The 19,268-nt window shown below is 72.3% G+C and carries 16 protein-coding genes; 2 read left to right on the top strand and 14 right to left on the bottom strand.

Annotated features, from left to right (window positions below; genetic code table 11):
• Positions 1 to 48: 48 nt before the first annotated feature.
• Positions 49 to 1,491 carry a hypothetical protein gene (locus tag ACFV3R_RS10595; RefSeq protein WP_385578820.1) on the top strand — a complete coding sequence of 481 codons (1,443 nt, stop codon included), beginning with the start codon at positions 49 to 51 and terminating at the stop codon, positions 1,489 to 1,491.
• Complete coding sequence (locus ACFV3R_RS10590; protein WP_385578817.1) at positions 1,488 to 2,006, top strand: GNAT family N-acetyltransferase; 519 nt, start codon at positions 1,488 to 1,490, stop codon at positions 2,004 to 2,006. Before ACFV3R_RS10595 ends, ACFV3R_RS10590 begins: the two co-directional genes overlap by 4 nt.
• On the opposite strand, the gene ACFV3R_RS10585 is transcribed toward ACFV3R_RS10590, so the two are convergent.
• From ACFV3R_RS10585 to ACFV3R_RS10520, 14 genes are all read right to left on the bottom strand, one after another.
• The gene (locus tag ACFV3R_RS10585; RefSeq protein WP_385578814.1) at positions 1,998 to 4,025 is read right to left on the bottom strand and encodes a protein kinase; all 2,028 of its coding nucleotides are present in this window, start codon (positions 4,023 to 4,025) and stop codon (positions 1,998 to 2,000) included. The two genes, ACFV3R_RS10590 and ACFV3R_RS10585, sit on opposite strands and share 9 nt — an antisense overlap.
• A 69-nt stretch (positions 4,026 to 4,094) precedes the next feature.
• A complete protein-coding gene (locus ACFV3R_RS10580; protein ID WP_385578811.1) occupies positions 4,095 to 5,387 on the bottom strand; it encodes a M14 family zinc carboxypeptidase in 1,293 nt (430 codons plus the stop codon).
• Positions 5,388 to 5,436: 49 nt separating this feature from the next.
• Positions 5,437 to 7,692, bottom strand: a complete 2,256-nt coding sequence (locus ACFV3R_RS10575; protein WP_385578808.1) for a GNAT family N-acetyltransferase — start codon at positions 7,690 to 7,692, stop codon at positions 5,437 to 5,439.
• A gap of 85 nt (positions 7,693 to 7,777) precedes the next feature.
• A complete protein-coding gene (locus tag ACFV3R_RS10570; protein WP_385578805.1) occupies positions 7,778 to 8,425 on the bottom strand; it encodes a hypothetical protein in 648 nt (215 codons plus the stop codon).
• A gap of 96 nt (positions 8,426 to 8,521) precedes the next feature.
• The gene (locus tag ACFV3R_RS10565; protein WP_385578802.1) at positions 8,522 to 9,370 is read right to left on the bottom strand and encodes a hypothetical protein; all 849 of its coding nucleotides are present in this window, start codon (positions 9,368 to 9,370) and stop codon (positions 8,522 to 8,524) included.
• A gap of 70 nt (positions 9,371 to 9,440) precedes the next feature.
• Positions 9,441 to 10,055, bottom strand: a complete 615-nt coding sequence (locus ACFV3R_RS10560) for a 2'-5' RNA ligase family protein (RefSeq protein WP_385578799.1) — start codon at positions 10,053 to 10,055, stop codon at positions 9,441 to 9,443.
• Entirely contained in the window at positions 10,055 to 11,011 is a 957-nt protein-coding gene (locus tag ACFV3R_RS10555; protein ID WP_385578796.1) for an endonuclease/exonuclease/phosphatase family protein, read from the bottom strand. The genes ACFV3R_RS10560 and ACFV3R_RS10555 overlap by 1 nt, the downstream gene beginning before the upstream one ends.
• A 93-nt stretch (positions 11,012 to 11,104) precedes the next feature.
• The gene (locus ACFV3R_RS10550; RefSeq protein WP_385578793.1) at positions 11,105 to 12,223 is read right to left on the bottom strand and encodes an NUDIX domain-containing protein; all 1,119 of its coding nucleotides are present in this window, start codon (positions 12,221 to 12,223) and stop codon (positions 11,105 to 11,107) included.
• A gap of 59 nt (positions 12,224 to 12,282) precedes the next feature.
• On the bottom strand, positions 12,283 to 13,086 hold the full coding sequence (locus tag ACFV3R_RS10545; RefSeq protein ID WP_385578790.1) for a PIG-L deacetylase family protein: 804 nt from the start codon (positions 13,084 to 13,086) through the stop codon (positions 12,283 to 12,285).
• On the bottom strand, positions 13,083 to 13,625 hold the full coding sequence (locus tag ACFV3R_RS10540; RefSeq protein WP_385578786.1) for a hypothetical protein: 543 nt from the start codon (positions 13,623 to 13,625) through the stop codon (positions 13,083 to 13,085). The genes ACFV3R_RS10545 and ACFV3R_RS10540 overlap by 4 nt, the downstream gene beginning before the upstream one ends.
• A gap of 104 nt (positions 13,626 to 13,729) precedes the next feature.
• A complete protein-coding gene (locus ACFV3R_RS10535) occupies positions 13,730 to 14,764 on the bottom strand; it encodes a phosphotransferase enzyme family protein (protein ID WP_385578781.1) in 1,035 nt (344 codons plus the stop codon).
• Positions 14,761 to 15,285 (bottom strand): GFA family protein, encoded by a 525-nt coding sequence (locus tag ACFV3R_RS10530; protein WP_385578778.1) that lies wholly within the window; start codon positions 15,283 to 15,285, stop codon positions 14,761 to 14,763. Before ACFV3R_RS10530 ends, ACFV3R_RS10535 begins: the two co-directional genes overlap by 4 nt.
• A gap of 60 nt (positions 15,286 to 15,345) precedes the next feature.
• Positions 15,346 to 18,579, bottom strand: coding sequence for a methyltransferase, FxLD system (fxlM, locus tag ACFV3R_RS10525; RefSeq protein ID WP_385578775.1), 3,234 nt, complete (start codon positions 18,577 to 18,579; stop codon positions 15,346 to 15,348).
• 19 nt (positions 18,580 to 18,598) lie between these two features.
• Positions 18,599 to 19,255, bottom strand: coding sequence for a M15 family metallopeptidase (locus ACFV3R_RS10520; RefSeq protein ID WP_385579148.1), 657 nt, complete (start codon positions 19,253 to 19,255; stop codon positions 18,599 to 18,601).
• Positions 19,256 to 19,268 lie beyond the last annotated feature (13 nt).

Raw genomic sequence — 19,268 nt, 5'->3', positions numbered from 1 at the left:
AGCCGAGAATTCCCGCCCGTGACCGGCGTATTGACGTAGCGTCCCGGCGTGACGACCCTCCGCGACACGACGTCGGCGGACGCTGGGTCGGCGTCCGCACCCCCCTCGAACCAGGCCCTGGCCGCCGCCCTCCAGGCAGCCCAGTGGACACCGCGCGAACTCGTCCGGGCCCTCAACCCCCGCCTCGAAGCCGCCGGTCAGCCCACCCTGCACCCGACCGCCGGCCGGGCCTGGCTCAACGGCGCCCAGCCCCGCTCCGCGACCGTCCGCCGGCTCACCGCCACCGTGCTGACCGAGGCCACCGGCACCCCCTTCACCGCCGCCGGCCTTTGGGGGGAACGTGCCGCGACCGGCGCGAAGGCCGAGAAGACCGCCACCGACGACCTGCTCGGCCGGCGCTCGATCGCCGACGTCCTGGACACCGCCACCGCATGGACCGCCACCGACCCCCACGAACAGGCGATCCTCCACCCGGCCGGCGACAGCCAGCTCCTGAGCGCCGTGTGGGACGCCACCCGCCAAAACGCCCGGCCCATCCTGGCCCCCGGCGGGCAGGAACAGGTCCTTCCCGCCTTCGTCGACGTCCTCGAAGGCCACCTCGGCCGCCTACGGCGGCTGGACGACACCGCCGGCGGCGGCGCCCTCTCCCAGCGGTACGTCCGCACCGAACTCGCCGGCGTTCTGGGCCTGCTCCGCCACGGCACCTACAGCACCGACGTCGGCACCCGCCTCCTGGCCACCGCCAGCGGCATGGCCCAACTGGCCGGATGGATGGCCTTCGACGCCGACCTCCACGCGGCCGCCCAGCGCTACCAGCTCCTGGCCATCCGCCTCGCCCGCGCCGCCGATGACACCACCACGGTCGGCAACGTCTTAGGAATGCTCGCCTACCAGCACGCGGCGGCCGGCAAGCCCGCAGCAGCTCTGCGCTACGCCGAAGCCGCCGTCGACCACACCACCCGCAGCAGCCCCCTGGTCCGGGCCCGTGCCTGGGGCCGCATGGCCACCGCCCACGCCGCCGCCGGCGACATCACCGCCTTCCGCGACGCCACCGACCGCTGCCGGATCCTGCTCGAACGCCGCCGCGACGACGACCCGCCCTCCCTGTACTACTTCACCCCCGAACAGGTCTCCGCGGAAGCCGGACACGCTCTCGTCGAACTCGCCGCCGCCACCCCCGCCCACACCAGGCGCCTGCTCACCGAGGCGACCACCCTCCTGTCACCCCTCACCGACCACGGCCCCACCAGCGGATTCCCCCGCTCCGCCCTCCTGCACGGCATCCACCTCGCCCGCGCCCACCTCCTCGCCCGCGACCCGGACTCCACCGCGGCCACCCTCCTGCAACTCGCCGACCACGTGCCCGACGTCCAGTCCATCCGCTGCCGCAACCTCCTGCGCCACATCCGCCGCTTGGCCGGCACCCGCATGCGCTCCGCAGACCGCGCCCATGCGCTCACCGCCGTCGACAGGGCACTATCGGCTTCATGACGTCCACGCCCACCGCCACCGACGATCAGGCCGCGATACACCTGACGCCCTCCGTCAGCGCCGTTCCCTACGACCACCCGGACGCCCGCCGCCTGACCCAGGCCCTGCGCGCCGAGCAGCTCGGTCTGTATGGATTCGCCGACGACCCGGACACCACTCCCGAGGCCGACTTCGACCCTCCCCACGGCCTGTTCCTCATCGCCCGCATCGGCGATGACCCGGTCGGCTGCGCAGGAGTACGCCTCCTCGACGACCACACCGCAGAGATCAAGCGGATGTACGTCTCCGGCGAAGCCCGCGGCCACGGCATCGGCCGGCGCCTCCTCGAGCACCTCGAACAACACGCCGTCCGGTGCGGCGCCAGGCGGATCATGCTGGAGACCGGGCGCCGCAACACCGCCGCCCTGGCCCTCTACCACCGCACCGGATACGTACCGTGCCCGCCCTACGTCCCCGGCCGCGACCACGCCATCAACCGGGCCATGACCAAGTCCCTCAGCAGCGCCTCACCGTGACCTCGTCGGCGAGTCGGGCCGGTAGGCCGTAACAGCCCGGTCGAAGATCTCGTCGACGCGTGCGCGGTCGTCGGCCGGCCCCTGGACGAGGATCACGTGGTAGCGGCCGGCGAGGACGGTGGCCCGGTTGCGGGCGTACAGCGGTGTGCCGTCGGCGCTGGTGTAGAAGTACCGGCCTTCGGCCAGCGACTGGTCCGCTCCGATGTCGATGCGCCGCACGTCGTCGGCGGTGCCGCCGGGGTCCGCCCGGTACGGCGCGAGCTCCGGCTCGCCCTGCTGGTAGTCGAGCGGATCCGGGTGCTCGCTGGTGCTGTCGCGGCCGGGTACGACGATCACCGTGAGCCCGTCGCGGGTGAACCGGACGCGGGATTGACCGGGCTCCGCATGGCGCCTCCAGCCGCCGCCGATGTCGATCAGGAAGCCGGCCGGATCGTGGAGCCCCGGACCGGTCGTCCGCTGGGGCGAGTCCGGGCTTGCGGTCGATGGGCGGCTGCCCCGGGGCACAGCGGCCGGCGAGGGCGAGGCCACGTCGTGAGGAACATCCGCGGACCCGGTTCGCGTCAGTGCGAGAGCCCCGTAGGCCGTGACCCCCAGGGCCACAGGGAGCGCGGCGACGAGGAGAGTGCGTCCGCGTCGGCGTGAGGTCGCGCGGGCCCGCCGGCGCCGCCCCTGTCGTACGGCTGACTGCCCCACGGGCCGGCGGCGCACGAGGTGGCCGCGGAAGCGCAGCACCGGCAGCCGGCGCGATCGCTCCGGCAGTTCATCGTCCGGATCGTCGGGGAGCGGCGCGGGTTCACGGGCGTCGCGCAGCAGGGAGACCAGCCAGCTGTCGGTCTCGGCGAGGGACGGCCGCCGTTCGGGCTCCTCGCGCAGCAGGGACTCCATCACCGGGCGCAGTTCGCCGCTGGCCTCGGCGTAGGCGGGCGGTTCCGCGCACACCATGGCAACGAGCTCGGCGGCATCCTCTTCCGGGTAGGGCGGATGCCCCTGGAGGACGCGGAACAGAAGGGCGCCCAGGGCCCACAGATCTGCGGCCGGCCCGACGGGCGGCGCGAGCCGCCACGTTCCGTCGGGGACCGGTGCGGCCTGTTCGGGTGCCCACCGCTCGGTCACCGCGCCGATGCGCGCGATCCGTGCGTCCCGTGCCCGGCGGGCCTCGATCGGAGTGAGCGGCGCGGCGGGAACGTCGTCCTCCGTCACATCGCCGAGGGCTTCAGGGCGAGGCCGATGTGAGGTGCCGGGCGTGCCGGCACGGTCCGGCTGGCGGTCGGCGGCTGCCTGGCGCTGCGCGTCGGCTTGCAGGGCGGCCCACCCGCCGGCGCTGCGCGCCGGCAGGAAGCCCGGGGGCAGCGGCGGTGAGGCATGCCGGTCGGGGACCGAGGGCGCCTCGGGTTCACCGGGCGGGCGCTGGGTGGTCTCGTTCTCCCGGTCGTACGGAAGCAGGCGGGGCGGGAAGCCGGACAGCGCGTCCTCGGCGACGCTCTGGGCGAGGCCGTCGAGGACAACGCTGCCGTTGCCGCAGATGAGCAGCGCGCTGGCGGTGATGTTTCCGTGGAGCCAGCCGCAGGAGTGCAGGTGCCGGAGCGCGCTGAGGACCTCGCGCGCGATCTCTGCGGCCCGAAGGGGCGTGGGCGGCCGTCGTTCGGCAAGGAGATCCGACAGCGGGCGACCAGCGACGTGCTCACTGACGATCCACAGCGCCTCGCCCTCGACCACCACGTCGAAGACCTGGGTGAGACGAGGGTGGTCAGGAAGGAGGGTCAGGGCTCGGACTCCGGCAACGGCGTTCTGCACGTTCCGTTCCATCGACGGCATCCGGGACGGGGTGTCGCATACGCCGTACGCCGCCGGGTCCGCGGTGAGGGTCTCGGGGAGTGCGATGCGGGTGACCTGCACCTTCTGGCCGCTGAGCGTGTCCAGGCCGTGCGTGCTGCGCGGCTCGGCCGCGTCTGGCTGGATGCCGTCCACGACCAGCCGGTACCGCTTGCCGAGCATGAGCGTCGTCGGGGTGTCGTTCATCGGTGTCCTTCGCGGCCCGGTCTGCCGCCCATGCCAGGAGAGTTGGGGCAGCAGAGCCGGGGATCGGCCTTATCGGCTGACGCCGAGGTCTTCTTCGGTGCGCACCGGCGGCCGCGCGCCGCGCCGCGCCACCAGATCTGCTGCGGCAAGGACCGTGGTGATCTGGTACGTCACGGCCTGGGCGACGGGCACCGGCTCCGGTCGCAGCGCGGTCTGGGCCCGGCGGCACCACGCGTCGAACTCGCCTTCCAGCGCGTCGTGTTCGCCGTGCAGGGCGCGGTTCCCGGGCTGGTCGGCGCAGCGGGCCCGGAGGTGGCGCAGCAGCATGCCGGCGGCGCGCAGCGGCACCGTCAGCGTGAGCGGCTGGTCCGCGGCCAGGGCGGGGTGCTGCTGCACCTGCCCGATCATCCACGCCATGATCGCGACCTGGTCGCGGACGGCTGTGGTGAAGATGCTCTCCCGGCCGTCGTCTGCCGCCAGGGTCCGGGCCAGCGCCTCGTTCACGAGGGTACGGGCGTGGTCCAGGACGGCGATGCTCTCCTCGGCGGCCAGGGTGAGTGGGCGGGTGCGCCACATCGGCACCTCGGGGAAGATGCCCAACCCGCCGTGCCGGGAGGCGTAGTGGGCGCTGCTCATGCCGGTGGGTTCCCATTCGGCATCGGCCGGGACGGGCTGCGGGCGGGGGAGGACGAACACGCCGGGGCCGGGGCTGTCCCAGCCGGCGCAGTCGCTCGGCGCGGCGGCGACGGGCAGGCCGCCGCGCTCGGCCGCGGCGGCGAGCACGTCCACCAGCTGCTGCTCGCCGGGCGTGATCATGTAGTGGCAGTGGTCCCAGTTGCCGCTGTGCAGGGAGACGAGCAGGCGGGGCCGGACGGTGTCGATGACCGACATCATGGCCCGTGTCTCGGGGAGCGGGGCGGTGAAGTGCGCGGTGGGGAACGTCCATTCGGGCTGTTGCGCCCCGGCCGGCCGGTAGAGCCCGCGGTGGTAGGACTCCATGGTAGGGGGCCACGCCGCCCACCAGGTCTCGTTGAGCACGGTTCCGTCGGGGTCGGTGCACGGCACGAAGTGCCAGCTGAAGGTCTCGCGGGTCTCGGCGTGCGTGGCCACGTACAGGGCGAGGGCCTCGATGGTGGCAAGGCCCAACGGCTCGTCCGGGTGCGAGGCACCGAGAAGGAGCACGTCGACGGGCCCGCCGTGGACGCTGAGCAGGTCCACCGGCCGGCCCGCCCGGGAGCGGCCGATGGTCTGAAGGCGGCACGACTGCGGGTGCTCGGCGGCCACCGCGCGCAGCCGCGCAGTCAGCTCTTTCAGCGTCGGCGGCCGGTCGCCAATGAGACGGGTCGCGGGATGAAGGTCCACGAACGTCCTTTCCTCCATGGGCGGGGTGACAAGAAGGGGTGGGGCGCGGTCAGCCGCTGGTGGCGAACTCCGCGAGGGTGGAGCGGATCTGCTGGTGGTGGTGCTGGTCGGTACCCAGCAGTTCGGTGATCAGGGCGCTGTCGGCAAGGGTGTGGCGCGCCAGGCCGGCGGCCTCCTCCGACTGGCCGGTGCGGTACAGGAGCACGGCGAGGTCCGCCTGCGCCCGCAGGGTGTGCGGGTGCTCGGGTCCCAGCGTGGCGGCGCGGGCGGCGGTCAGGTCGCGGGCGACGTCGAGGGCCTCCGGGTAGCGCTCCTGCTCGCGCAGCAGGCGCACCAGCAGGTGCCGCGAGGCCAGGGTGGTGCGGTGCCGGTTCCCGAGTACCTGGGCCGACTCCTGCGTCAGGACGCTCAGGACTTCCTCAGCGGTGTCCGCCCCGGTGCGCTGGAGCACCCAGGCCAGGGCCAGCCGCGCGGCCAGGGCCTCCTCGTGCGTGGCCGGCAGCCCCGACTCGGCACGCGCGACGGCCTCGCGCGCCAGCGTCTCGGCCTCCTCCCACCGGCCCTGCTCACCGACGGCCTCGGCCAGCCGCGCCATTGCCCCGACCGTCTCGCCCGCCGTGGGCCCCGCGAGCTGCTCCCGGCCCCGCAGGACCTCCCGCTGCCGGGCTTCGCCCGCGGCCCACCGTCCCTGGCCGTAGCAGACCAGGGCGTGGCCGTGCAGCGCTTCCAGGTACGGCGCGGTACCTGCCGCCCCGGACTGCTCCAGGGCGTTCAGGACGTGTCCGTACAGCACGTCGGCGCGCGAGAACGCCCCCTCGCTGAAGGCGCGTTCGGCCCGCGAGTGAAGGCGCTCCAGGAGCCCATCGCCTCGGCTGGCGGCCGCGGGGAGGGGCCTGGTCCGGGTGGGATCCGGCGCAAGGCGCATGCGGGCGTACGTCCGGTCGTCGAAGCTGTCCGCGCCGGGCCGGAGTCCCTTCGTGCCGGGATTCACCCCGATACGCAGGGAGTCCTGGGCGAGGGCCTCCCGCAACTCGGCCTCGGCGGCCACCAGCGTCGCCGCCGGCGACAGGAAGCCGTCGGTGGCCAGCACGACCTCCTCCACGTCGCCGTCGAATGCGATGATCTCCACGAAGCCGGCCGGTACGGGGGTGCCGTCGAAGACGCCGTAGCCGTACGGGCCCGGCCGGTTGGCCAGCCGCCCTTGCTCTTTCAGGATCGGCAGGATCACCGCGCGGCCCGGGTCGTGTTCCGCGATCTCCTCCTCCGACCGGCCGCTGGCGAGCATGCAGTGCGTGTACGCGGCGCGGCTGCCGGCCAGAACATCGTCGATCCGTTTCGTCGCGGGCAGGCGCGTCCAGGTCGCTCCGCGCCGCAGCGCCACGTGGACATCGCCCACCCGCCAGATGAGACCAAGGGCCGGGACCACCACGGCCGCGACCGCGCTGGGCGCGACCGGATCGCCGGCCGGGACGTTCCACCGCTCGCGCAGCTCGGCGAACGCAGCCGTGATCTGCTCCACCGCCGCACCGGGCGTCGTGCCGGGCGCCATGCGGGCAAGGGTGTCGCGGACGCACTGCGCGGCACGCGCACCGCCGGTAAGCCCTCCGTAGTTCCGTCCGCTCTTGTCCGTGGCCCCGTCGATCACGGCCACCAGCTCGTCCGTGATGAGGAGTTCGTCCTCGTTCGCGCCCGCAGCCCCCTTGGGGACCGTGACGTGCTCGACCACCTGCCAGGACCCGGAGCCGCCCTCCGCCGCGGCCGGCCGGGGCGGAGGCACCGCCGTGCCGCGGACGGGGAGGGGGAGCAGGAGGGTGCTGGTGAAGGGGAAAGCACCGTAGCGGGCGTAGAAGGAGCTGGCGTCGTTGCCGTCGATCACGCTGATCCGCAGGGACGTGGCGCCCCGGGCCCGGCAGTGCTCGCCGACCGCCTGGAGCAGCCGTCGCCCCAGCCCGCGGCCGCGGGCTTCGGCGGCCACCACCAGGGTCTCCAGAACTCCGACGCGGTCGCTGAACTTCCACGAGCCGGCCGCCGCCACGATCCGGGCGAAGGCGTAGCCAAGGAGCCGGCCGTCCTCGCGGACGGTGAGGACCGTCGCGTCGGGCTCCTCCAGCCAGGCCAGGTACTGCGCTCGGCGAATCTGCCAGGATTCGGCCGCCGAGCGGACCTCGCCGAACTTGCCGAGGTGAGGAGCACAGGCCACGTGGTGGTGCAGAAGCTCGCGCCACAGCGGGGCGAGGTCGTCCAGGGCATCAGACGGGTGCTCCCCGACAACGAGCGGGAGGGATATCGGTGTTGACGGCGGCATCGACTTCCTTCGATGGGTTCGGAGGGGCGAGCCAAGGGCGCGGTGCTCGGAAGCGCCGCGCCCCTGGTGGGCAGGGCTGGGGTGATCAGGCGGCGCCCAGGGGGATCGCGGCGACGGGGGACCAGGAGATCTCCCACGCCGTCAGGCCGCCTTCGCGCGGGTGCTCGTGGAACGTGACGTCCAGCAGGTGCGCGTGAGCGACGTGGAACGGGACATGGCTCGGGGTGATCGTGCGGAGCGCGCTCTGCAGGGAGTCGCCGTCGGCTGTGTCGTACGCGTAGCCGAGGGACATGTGGTGACGGCCGCCGTCGTGCTGGAGCACGTCCCGGCCGCGGGCCTCGACGAGCGCGTCCTGGACGTGCCCCTTGAGGTCGACCAGCGGCTCGTCGGGGGAGAGGTCCAACAAGGCGCCGGCCTTGTTGGCGATCGGGGAGCCCGCGGTGACCTGGAACGGCACCACGTCGGCGAGGTGCTTGCGCAGCGCCTCGACGAGGTCCTCGCGTTCAGCGGCCGGGATCTGGTCCGCGGTGGTGTCGGCGACCATCTCCACGGTCGCGTGCAGCTGCCCCCCTTTCAGGAGGGCGATCGGGTACGGCTCCATGGACGCGTGGCAGGCGCCGGCGAGCCGGTCGAGTTCGCGATCCACTGCCAGGTCGGGCAGCAGGTAGACGTGCAGGACCCGCTGCCCGTCCGCCCACGGCGCTCCCTGGAAGTGTGGGACGAACCTCTTCATGATCTCGGTTTCCTTCCGCTGTGGCTGTCGGGCTGGTACGAGGCGCTCCCGCACCCCGGGGGCGCGCCGTTGTGCGCGCCCCCGGGGCGGGGCTGCTCAGTCGCCCGGGCCGAAACCGACGCAGGCCAGGGCCTTGTCGTCGGAGATCTTGTAGCGGGGGTGCTTGATGCCGTCCGGGTCGTCGGTGTGCTCGTAGGTGTGGATGGCCTCGACCACCTGCTGGGGCCCGATTGCGGTGCAGGCGTCGGCGAACGCCTCCCAGGACCAGAGCCCGTAGGGCTCGACACCGGCCAGGGCGCCGTCCGTCATGACCCACATGCGCTTGATGTCCGAGACCGGCCAGGAGCGCACCACGGCGTGGCGGGCGGCCGCCGGCGTCGCCTCGGCCACCCAGTAGGCCAGCGGGTCACCGTCCTGGTTGATGTGCTGCATCTGGTGATCCCGCAGCTGCTGCACGACTCGGCGGTGTTCGGGCGCGGTGAACCCGCAGCCGGCGTGCAGCTGTTCGGCCATGACGTCCCGGTCGGGGGAGAGACGGACGAGGGTCTCGAGGCGTTCGTCGCGCAGCACCTCGATGCCGTTGCGCTGCTCGACGACCACGGGTGAGTCGCACAGGACGAGCGCGTCGACCATGTGGTCGTGGGGGCGGTGGCGCACGATCGCCACGGTGGCCGCCGGCGAGGAGCCCGGGACCAGATTGTGCTCGCCGGCCACCGCGGCCAGGGCTACGTGGAGCGTGTCGCGCAGGTCGAGGTGCTGGGCTCGATCGTGCACGGCCATGACTGCCTCGCCGAGCGTCTGGGCGTACCAGCCGCCACGGGGGGTGTCATCGGTCAGGGTGGAGACGCCGTCGAGGACGACCACCAAGGTGGAGTCGGCGTTGACGAGGATGCGGTCCTCGGACGGGCGGCCACCGCCGGAGAGTTCCCCGGTCGATATCTGCACAGGAATGCCCTTCAGTTCTCGTACGGAGGTCGGGGGCGTCGGCGCGCGTCGGTGCGGGCGACGGGAGGGGCTACGTCCGCGCGCCGCGTTCGCCGAGCGGTACCTCGGCGATGACCCTCCAGGTGTACTTGTCCCGCCAGGCCTGTTCCTGGTCGACGAGAACAGCTCGGGTCACGATCATCCGGGGGCGCGGCGGGCGGAGCCTGACCAGGGCCCGAGCCAGGTCGTCGTGATTCCACTGGGCGCCGCTGTAGGCCAGGCTCAGGTGGGGCCAGAACCTCTCGGGGGGCTTCGGCATCGTCTCCGCGCCGACCACGCTCTCGGTCGCGCGACGCAGCGCCCAATACAGCTCGGAGATCCCGTCCTCGGGGTAGATCGCCGGCACGACGCCGTTGTGGATCGCCTGAGCCGGTCCGATTTCGATCTCGAACGGCTCGATCCCGGCCAGTGCCGGCCGAGCGGCCTCCGCCACCGCGGTCGCAGTCTCGGGCGTGAGCGGGCCGATGGACTGAAGCGTCGCGTGCAGCCACTCCACCGGGACCGGGCTCAACTCTGGGTACTCGGCTAGGAGTTCGGCGTGGGACCGCACGAAGTCGTGCACGGTGGGCTGGTCCTCGAACAGCAGGTGCCAGTGCGCCCGCCGCTCCCCCTCGGGCCAGTGATGGGTCTCCCAGAAGTCCCGCATCACACCTCCCCGCTGATCTTGGACGGGTCGATCTCGCAGATTACCGGCAGGTGATCCGAGGCGGTCCTCGCCGCCGGGCTGGTGTGCGTGCGGTAGCTGACCAGGGCCGGCACGACGGGCCGGGTGGCGTACACCAGGTCGATGCGGCGCGCACCCCACGGGTCGGGGTCACCCTGCCCGTCCTCCCAGTGCCCGACCGTCGCCTGCCACTCCGCCCCGAGATGGGCCGCGGCATCGACCATGAACCCGCGCCGTAGGAGCACCTCGCTCTGGCGGCGGTCGGCCAGTTGCGTGGTGCCGATCGTCCCCTCCAACAGCTGGTACTCCAGGTCGTCGTGGTCCTGGTGCAGGTAGGGCTCGGGGTCGTAGTACTGCTCGCCCTCCGGCCCGTCGGCCTTCGCGGCCGACAGGGCGTTGAAGTCACCCAGCACCAGGCCGGGCTTGGCGCCGCCGGTGGTGCGGAAGGCGCTCTTGATGCGGAACGCCTCGTCCCGCCGCCAGTTCCCGCGGAACGGGTCACCGTGGTACGAGGCGACCGTGACCGGCTCGGCGGCCCCGACGTCCAACCGCATGGTCGTGAAGCCGTGCCAGAAGTCTGGCGCCCCGTACGGGCGGAAACCCCCGGGGATCGGCGTGACGGTGCTGGGGTTCCACAGCAGCGCCGTATACCAGCCGCGCGCCAGGTTGTTGGCCATCGCGGTGGGCCCCGGCGCGCCGTCCGCGTGCACAGTGGTGGCGCTCAGCCCGGTCTCGGCGGCGAGCTGCTGAATGACCGTTGACGCCTCGGTCGCCCATTCGGCGGATGGCCGGGTCTCGTCGACGATCACTTCCTGGAGGGCCAGGATATCCGGGGCGATCTCGCCGATGGCGGTCACGCGCGCCTTCCACGACGCGGTGTCGATGGTGTCGCGGCCGAGCTTGTAGGCGTTGAGGTTGGCAAGACGTATCGTCCGCACGAAGTCCCCTCCCGTTGTCGGTTGTTGAGTTGGCTGCTGGAACTGGGCGAACTGGCGGCGCGGGCGGGGCGCGGGCCGGAGTGAACGGCGCGCTCATGCGTGCGTGGCGCGCAGTTCGGTGACCGGGCCCAGCACCGCGTGAGGGATGCCCCACCGCTCGTGCGCGCAGCGGGCGGCGAGCTCGGCCTGCCGGTAGCCGGTCTCACCCCAGCCCAGGAGCGCGGCCGCCTGGTCGGGGGTGGCGAGGAGCCGGGCGAAGGTGCGGCCGGTGGCCGGATCCACCCCGCCCGGGCCCACGGTCGTGACGGGGGCGGCCAGGCGGAGGCGCGCGCACGGCCCGATACCGCCGTAGACCTCCCCGGTCGCGTCATAGACCCAGCCCAGCCGCACGATGTCGTCGCCGGTGGTCACCTGGGCTTCCTCGAACGACTCACGCTTCAAAGCCTCCTCGGGCGAAGCGTCCGTGCTTTCGACGGTTCCTCCCGGAAGGGCAGGGAGCCGGTTACCGGGATCCACGACGAGGACCACGCGGCCGTCCGGCACGAACAGCCACCCCCACGCCTGCTTCACCTGCAGAGCGTCCGGCACCGGTTCCGGGTGCCAGGGCCATGTCCGGCCGGCCCGCGGCCGGACGTACACCTCGTGGCGGTCCAGCACCGGCAGCTCCCCGACGTGCCGGCCGCTTTCCAGGTGCGCGGTCGTGCCGGACAGCCGGGCGCGCAGCGCGGCGAGCATGATCTGCGCGTCGACCGGGATCATCCGCTCGTGGGCCCGCGTGGAGTCGACGAACTCGAAGCCCAGCAGCTCATCGGCGGGTACGCGCAGCGCCGCGATCTCCTCCTCGGTCAGGGTGCCGCCGTCCAGGACGTAGCGGACCTCACCGGGCACGATCTTCCCGGCATCGATGTCCGGATGATCCGGAGGAAGCCAGTGCACGGCCAGCAGTCGGCCCGGCGTCCGCTCTACACCGAGCTCTTCGCCGACCTCCCGCACCCACGCCTGGGCGGCGCTCTCCCCGGGCTCGGCGCCACCACCGGGCAGCAGCCACTGCTCACGGTAGGTGGGCTTCACCAGCAGGATGCGCCCGAGCGGATCGGTGAACAGGGCCGCGGCGCTGAGCCAGACCGCGTGCCGGGAACGTGAGTACTCGGCGTGCGACATCAGCCGCGGCGCGGGAAGAGCGGCGGGACTTGTGTGGTGTGAGGCGTCCATCAAAGGCTCCTTCTGTGCGGATCACGCGAGGCGGTCCGGTGCACCGACCGGTGACGGGATCAGGGCGCAAGATGCGTCAGGCCGGGGGAGTGGGCCAGGCTGATGCGGGTGTAGTACTCGGTGCCGATGACACGGTGACGGACCTCTTCCGGGAGCCGAGACAAGATCCCCGGCAACGGCCGCTCCCGCTCTACCTGGCTGCGATGCGCGAGGATCGCGGCCCACTTGTGGGCCAGCCACGGCCGCACGTCCACCGTCGCGCTGACGTGTTGGTCGGGGACGCTCAGCACCGATTTGCCGACCTGGTGCAGCAGTTCGCCGAGGTATCCGGTGCCCGAGTCGGGGTGGGTCGCGAGGTAGAGAGCGGCTGGCTGCCATGGCGGGCCGGCATCCGGGTATCGCCGAGCGAGCCCGGCGGCGGCCACCGCGAGCAGGGTCATCTGGTGGGTGTACCGGTGGCCGGGGTGGCCGGTCAGCTGCCCGTAGGCGTCGTGTGTGACGACGACGTCGGGCCTCACCTGCCGGATGTGGGCTACCAGCTCGCCGACGGCTTCCTCCAGGGGCACATCGCACCATCGCGGGCGCCCAGGAGCGGAATCGGGAACACGGTGGTCGGCGTAACCGAGCATGCGCGGCGCCTCGCCCAGCCCGAGGGCTGTCACGGAGTCGGCGAGCTCGCCGGCGCGGGGGCTGTCCGCCGCCCAGGTCGCGGTGACGACGGCCGCGCGGGCGCCCGCTTCGGCGTGCTGAGCCAGGACACCCCCGCACATGAGTGCCTCGTCGTCGGGGTGCGCGAGCACAGCAAGTAGGCTCGGCAACACACCTGTCTCCTCTCGTCGTTGCGTCACAGCAGGCCCGCTCATACGGAGCCCCCGAACGGAGTTTCGGGAATCAGCGGCAGCAGAGAGCGAACGTCGCGCAGCAGGTTGCATTCGGAGAACGTGCGCTTCAGGTCCAGCACCGGTGCGCCCGAGCGGTTCTCCACCCGGACGGTCACCGTCACCTCGCCGAGGCCGTCGCGGGGACCGTCCTCGACGACGAACTGCCGGTACAGGCGGGCCTCCTCGGCGCTAATGGGGCTGGAGCGTTCTCCGGCGTATCCACAGGGCTGCCCACCATGGGGCTCTTGAAGTCGGGAGTGGATGTGCCCGAACGTCATGCTGTTGGAGATGTGCGCGCGGGGCGCGTGGTCCTCGACGAGCACGGTGTGTTCCCGGGACCGTCCGGAGGGCACCTTCATGCGGATCGACAGCAAGAAGTAGGGGCGGCCGTGGGGACCGACCGGCGCATGCTGGCGCAACTGCAGCGGCCAGTGCGCTATCCCGCTCCTGACCGCGGGCGAGGGCGCACCCTCGCGCGGGCGGAAGCGCAGTACGTTCGGCGGGTACTCGGCGTCATTCATCCAGTCGTCCTTGCACGCTCCCGACAGCGGGGAGCCGGTTGGTCGCCGGCGCGGTGCGACGATTCCGCCATGGGCCGCAGGAAGAAGCGGTCTGCTGACGGGACTCATCTGAGGGCGTCACGCAGGACCCCCTCCACCTCGGGCAGCCGGTCCAGCAGCATCAGCGCCGCCTCGTGCCGCGCCCGCCCATACGCCTCGAGCGGCGCGTCGACGGCAGCCGGGTCGTCCAGCGGCTCGGCCAGCGGGTAGGTCGAGGCCAGCGTGTAGGCGCAGCCCACGGCCACGCTGCAGAGCAGATCCTCAAGGGGTAGGCCCGGGTACTCGTCCCGGTAGGCGGCCAGGAGCGCGGGCAGCCCGGTGAGCCACTCGTCGCCGAGGAGGACCGTCCGCGGATCGCACCCGATCCGGGCCACCTCCCACGCGAGGTAGCGCGGCCGCGGCGGCTGGAAGTCCACCACGGCCGCCACCTTGTCCCCGCGCAGCAGTAGATTCGGGGCGGCGAGGTCCCCATGGACTACCTGCTCCGTCAGCGCAGGCAACCCGTCCAGGATGACCGCGACGCGATCGAGTAGGGCCAGGCGCTGCCGGGCGGCGTCCAGGGCCCACTCCTCGAACGGGCTGAGTCGGCCGCAGCGACCGTACTCGCTGACCAGATGTTCGAACCGCGCCCGTGCCCGCTTCAGGTCACATACCTCGGCACCATCCCGCACCCGCGGCACGGCCGCGGGGTGGGTGCCGAGATGGCGGTGCAGCCGTCCCAGAACCGTCCCGACCGCCGGCCACCGTGCACCAGCAAGACCGCCTTCAGCGGTCTCGGCAACGTCTACGTACTCCCACAGGGACATCGGCAACCGGCCCACCTTCTCGACCAGAGCGCCCTCGCGGGTGGGGTGGACAGCGGGCACCGGCACACCGCCGCTGCGCGCGAAGGCGGCGAGCTCCACCGCTTCCCGCTCCCGAGCCACGGAGGCGTGGCAGAGGTAGACCTTGGCGAAGTACCGGCGCCCCGACCCGGTGGTCACCAAGTAATTCCAGGTCGCGGTGCCGACTGGGATCTGGGTCACCTCAGCCGGGTGCACGCCGTACGCCAGGATCAGTGTCCCGGCGACCGCGGTGATCATCTGCTCTGCGACCCTCATGCTGACGTCGTGTCCGGCTGCGGGGCACGCGGGTCGGGGGCCAGAGCGATGGTCATCCACGGCACCGCCTCCTTGCTGTGCGAATGACCGACGGGATCGGTGCCGCTGCGGTCGTCGAGGCTGAAGCCGGTCACCATGACCATGTCCGAGCCGTCGGCGACCGAGACGAGCTGGCTCCCACAGCGAGGGCAGAAGCCGCGGTGCAAGGTCGGCCAGCTCGGATACCAGGTCGGCTCGCCGCCCGGCCCGACCCACTTCAGGCTGTCCTTGCGGAATCCGACCCACAGGACGGCGGGCCCGCCGGAGATGCGCGTCTCATGCCGGCACGAGCACAGATGCGGGTCGTCCGGATCACCCGTCACCTCGTACCTTGTGTGGCCGCACTCGCAGCGCCCGGTTCGCACCTTGAGTGTCGGTTCAGCGGCGCTGGCTGCCGATGCCGCGTCACTGTCGGAGCGGTCGCCCGAGTCGGCGGCGCCGGTGGGGTGGTCGGGTCCGGGCGGGTGGGGTGCGCTGGGCATGGTCTCCTCGTTCGGCTTCGCTGGCCGGGTTACTTGGTGCACGGTCGGGCTCCGGGTTGGTCAGGGAGCGGGTACGGGGGTGCCGGTCAGGTACTCGGCCCGGCGGGCGATGAGCGGGGCGAGAACCGGGTGGACGCCCCTGTGGCACGCCTGCAGGAGCTGGCCGAGCGCGACAAGTTCCCCGGCCCGGCCGGAAGCAGTGTCAAGGACGTGGGCGAACTCGCGGCGAATCCGCGCCGCGGTCACGGGCGCGGCAAGGGAGTAGGCGTGCAGCAGGCCCACGTCATAGCCGACGGGCAGTCGGCCCCAGTTCTCCCAGTCGAAGATCACTAAAGGGGCCTTCGTGAGATTCGCCCAGTGCAGATCACCGTGGCCGGTGGTGTAGTCGTGAATCTGCATCGGGTCGATACCGAGGAACCGGCGGAAGTTGGTGTCGACCCACCGCTGCCGTACCGACTCCCGATCAGTGGGCACTGCGGCGAGCGTGTCCAGAGCGGCGCGCAGATCCGCCCACCATGAGTCAGGGAGGGGCACGTCCCCTGCGAGCGCGGGGGTGCCGTCGGCGAGCGGACGCGCGCCGACGTATTCGGTGAGCTCGGCACGGTAGGCCTGATCGTCGGCGCTCCAGTCGAGCAGGCCCCGCAGCCGGGGCCGGGGCACCGGCCGGGGAACTGCCGTGTCCGCGAGCGCCGTGCCCTCCCACAGCCGTCCGCCGGCCTTGTCCACCGCGGCGGCGACGACCCGCAACCAGCAGTCCCCGGCCCGGCGTCCCAGGGTGCGGCCCTGCCACCCCCACACCTCCGGCCCCGACACCGGCACCTGGAACTGGCGCGCGGCAGCCGCGTGCGCGCGCCGCATCCGCTCCCCGTCGTTGTGTTCCGTCGGCGGGGCGAACACCGCCTCGCGCACTGCCGGTTCCACCGTCACACCCCCTCCGCCGCTACGGCGGCCTTCGCGGCGCTCAACGGGGCGGGGGAGCAGCGCGTCACGCCCCGGCCACCGGAACACCAGGCGGCAGTGCTCCTTGTCCAGGACGTCCCCTGCGGGCAGCAGATCGTCAGGCGTCCCGGCCGGGTAGACCGTCAAGGCGGGATCAGCGTGCTTGCTGTTGTCGTCGGCGCGCACGTGGCGGTCCCAGGCCCGCACTGTGATGGCCAGTTGCTCGGCGAGTCGCGGGCCCTGCTCGCCGAAGGCGCGGACCACCCACTCCCACTTCTTGTCCTCGCGGCGTTCGCCATCCTGAATCTGGACATGAGTGAGGTAGGCGAGCGAAGCACCGCCGACGATCGCGGGTACGTCACGGCCCTTCGCGATGCCGGTCACGCCCTGGTCCGGGTCCTGGTGGGCGGCCAGCCGGCAGAAGCCGGGCAGCGTGGTGGCCGCGTACAGCTGCAGGGAGCCGAAGAAGACCCCTGCCCCCGTGGTCACGCCGGTGGCGACCTCATGCCGCGCCCCGCGCAGCGCCTCCTCCAGGCCGTCCGTGTCAGCGGCGGTGCCGTGCTCGAAGCGAAGCGTCAGGCCGCCGCCGAGCAGGGTGGCAACCGGAATACTGCGGGCCTGCTGTCCCTGGTCGCGGACGAACCCGCAGTACGTGAAGTGCCGCGCCTCCAGCACCTGCCCACGCCGCTCGAAGGCGATCGCCCGGGTGTAGCCGCCGATCTCCAGCGGCAGGACCAGGCGTCCGCCCTCGGCCAAATGCTCCCACCAAGCCGGGGCGATGTCCCAGCAGTTGTAGGTGACCACGCTGGCGTCGAAGCCGCCGCGGGGCACGAGGCGGGCGGGTGCGCCGAGGGCCGCGTCGGCTTCGACGACGGTGACCCGGCCGCTGCCGGCCTCTGTAAGGAACCGGCGGGTGCGGCGCACCACCCAGGGGTCAATGTCGACGGTGACCACGCGTCCATCGGGCCCGGCGACGTGGGCGATCAACTCGGCGTTATAGCCGCCGGATCCCGCCTCGAACACGACCGCGCCCGGCGTCAGGCACAGAGCCTCGATCATGTCAGCCTGGAGCCACGCCGCGGACACCGAGCTGATCGCCGCTCCGGTCTCATCGCGCCGGGTGATCACGTCCCGGTCGCCGCCGTCGTACGCGTCCGCGAGGCTCGCCTCCGGGGCGAAGCGGTGACGCGGCACGGTCCGCAGCGCATCGCGGACCGGATCGGACGGGGCCCAGCCACCGTCGATCACCATCTCGGCCATCGCCTGACGCAGCCGGGCCGCCGCCGCCGGCTCACCCGGCACGGGCGGCTGCTCGACGGCGAGCAGGTAGGAGTGCACGGGCGGCAGGTCGGGGATGATTCCGGGCCACACGGCATCCAGCGTCTGGGCGGCCGGGACGAACACGGCACCGGCGCAGGCGAGGGCGTGCAGGTCGACGAACTCCCAGCGGGCGAACTTGTCCGCCTCCGGGTTGGCGAGGGTGCCGGACCAGTCGGTGATGCGGACGACCGCCGTGAGCCGCGGGACGCCGGCGGCGGCGTCGGCGAGCATCGTCACCACATACGCGTTTTCGGCCTCGGCGGTGAGCCCGGTCTCCTCGGCGAGTTCGCGTACCGCGGCCGCCTCGAAAGACTCCGAGCCGTGGCTCTTACCTCCTGGCAATTCCCACATTCCCCGGTGCGAGCGCCCGAGGAGGACCCGGCCGGCCTCGTCGGTGACGACCGCGAGGGCGCCCGTCACGGCCAGACCGGTGGGCGGTCGCTGCCGCTCCACCGCCCGGGTGCCGGTGTGGCAGGGGCCGCGCAGGACCAGGACGGCGAGCTGGTCCGCTTCCAACCGCTCGACCGTCTCCCACCCCTCGGTGAGCAGAGCGATCTCGTCCTCATCGAGAGCGATCCTGCGGCGCTCCTCAGGCGTGTGCTCGACCACCGGGGTGATCACGACGAGGGCGCCGCCGGGCCGCAGCCGCTCACCGAGCGCGTGCACGGCACTCATCCGGTTGGCCAGGAAGGGATACATCAAGCGCAGCGTGACCAGGTCGTACCCGTCCTCGTGGAGCGGTTCCGGGTCGTCGCGTTCAAGGTCCAGACATAGCCAGCGAACCCCCTCGACCGCAGCGTGCTCCGCCCGGGCCCGATCGAGGGCGCCTTCGGCGAAGTCCACAGCGTCCACGGTGTAACCGAGCGAGGCCAGGAACACCGCCAACTCGCCGGTGCCGCAGCCCGCATCGAGGGCCCGGCCACCGGCGGGGGCCGGTGCGTGCTCGGCGAGCAGGGCCTTCTCCTTGTCCCCGAGCTGTCGGAAGCCATTCCCATCGGCGTAGTGCTTGGACCAGTCAGTCCGCGTGTATCCCACAGATCCCTCTCCTGATACGTCAACGGCGGGTAGTGCCGTGCTGCCGCGGCAGCACAAGAGGCCCGTACAGGGCGAACGGCTGTTTAGTGGCGAACGCCCAATATCGGTCGCCATATGACCAATGCCAGTATTCGGTCGGGTAGTTGACCAGTCCGGCCGCGGACAGCGCGGCCTTGAGGGTGTCCCGGTTCGTACGGGCCCGATCGCTGAGACCGACGGCATCGGTGTAGCAGGCGCCCGCCGACTCCTCCGGCGACGCATTGACCCGGACACCCATGTCCAACTCGCGGCCCTGGTGGTCGACAAGCGTCACGTCGACAGCCGCACCGGCGGAGTGCGGCGCAATCTCCGGAGGCGACACGAAACGGCTAGCGGCCTCCCGGATCGCGGCGGCCTGCCAGTCCGGATGGGTGCGGGCCAACTCGTCGGAGTACTCCTCGAAGTACCTCCGCTGCAACGCCGGCGGCCGATACCCCTCGACAAAGAGCAGATCCACCCCGGTGGGCAGCAGTGACTGGGCGTGCAGCAGCCGGGTCAGCACCCCCTGCCGCACGTGGGCAAAGGCCCCGGCCGCATCCTGCTTGCGGGCATCGACCTTCAGACCGTGCACCCGCACGTCCACGAGCCCCTCGCCACAGTCCGTGAGGGGGATCGCGGCGATCCGCCGATCGGACATCAACACAATGCTG

It is taken from the genome of Streptomyces sp. NPDC059740 (assembly GCF_042733155.1).
Lineage (GTDB): Bacteria > Actinomycetota > Actinomycetes > Streptomycetales > Streptomycetaceae > Streptomyces.
Note: the sequence above shows the minus strand (reverse complement) of the source record. Positions and strands in the feature narration are given on the sequence as shown.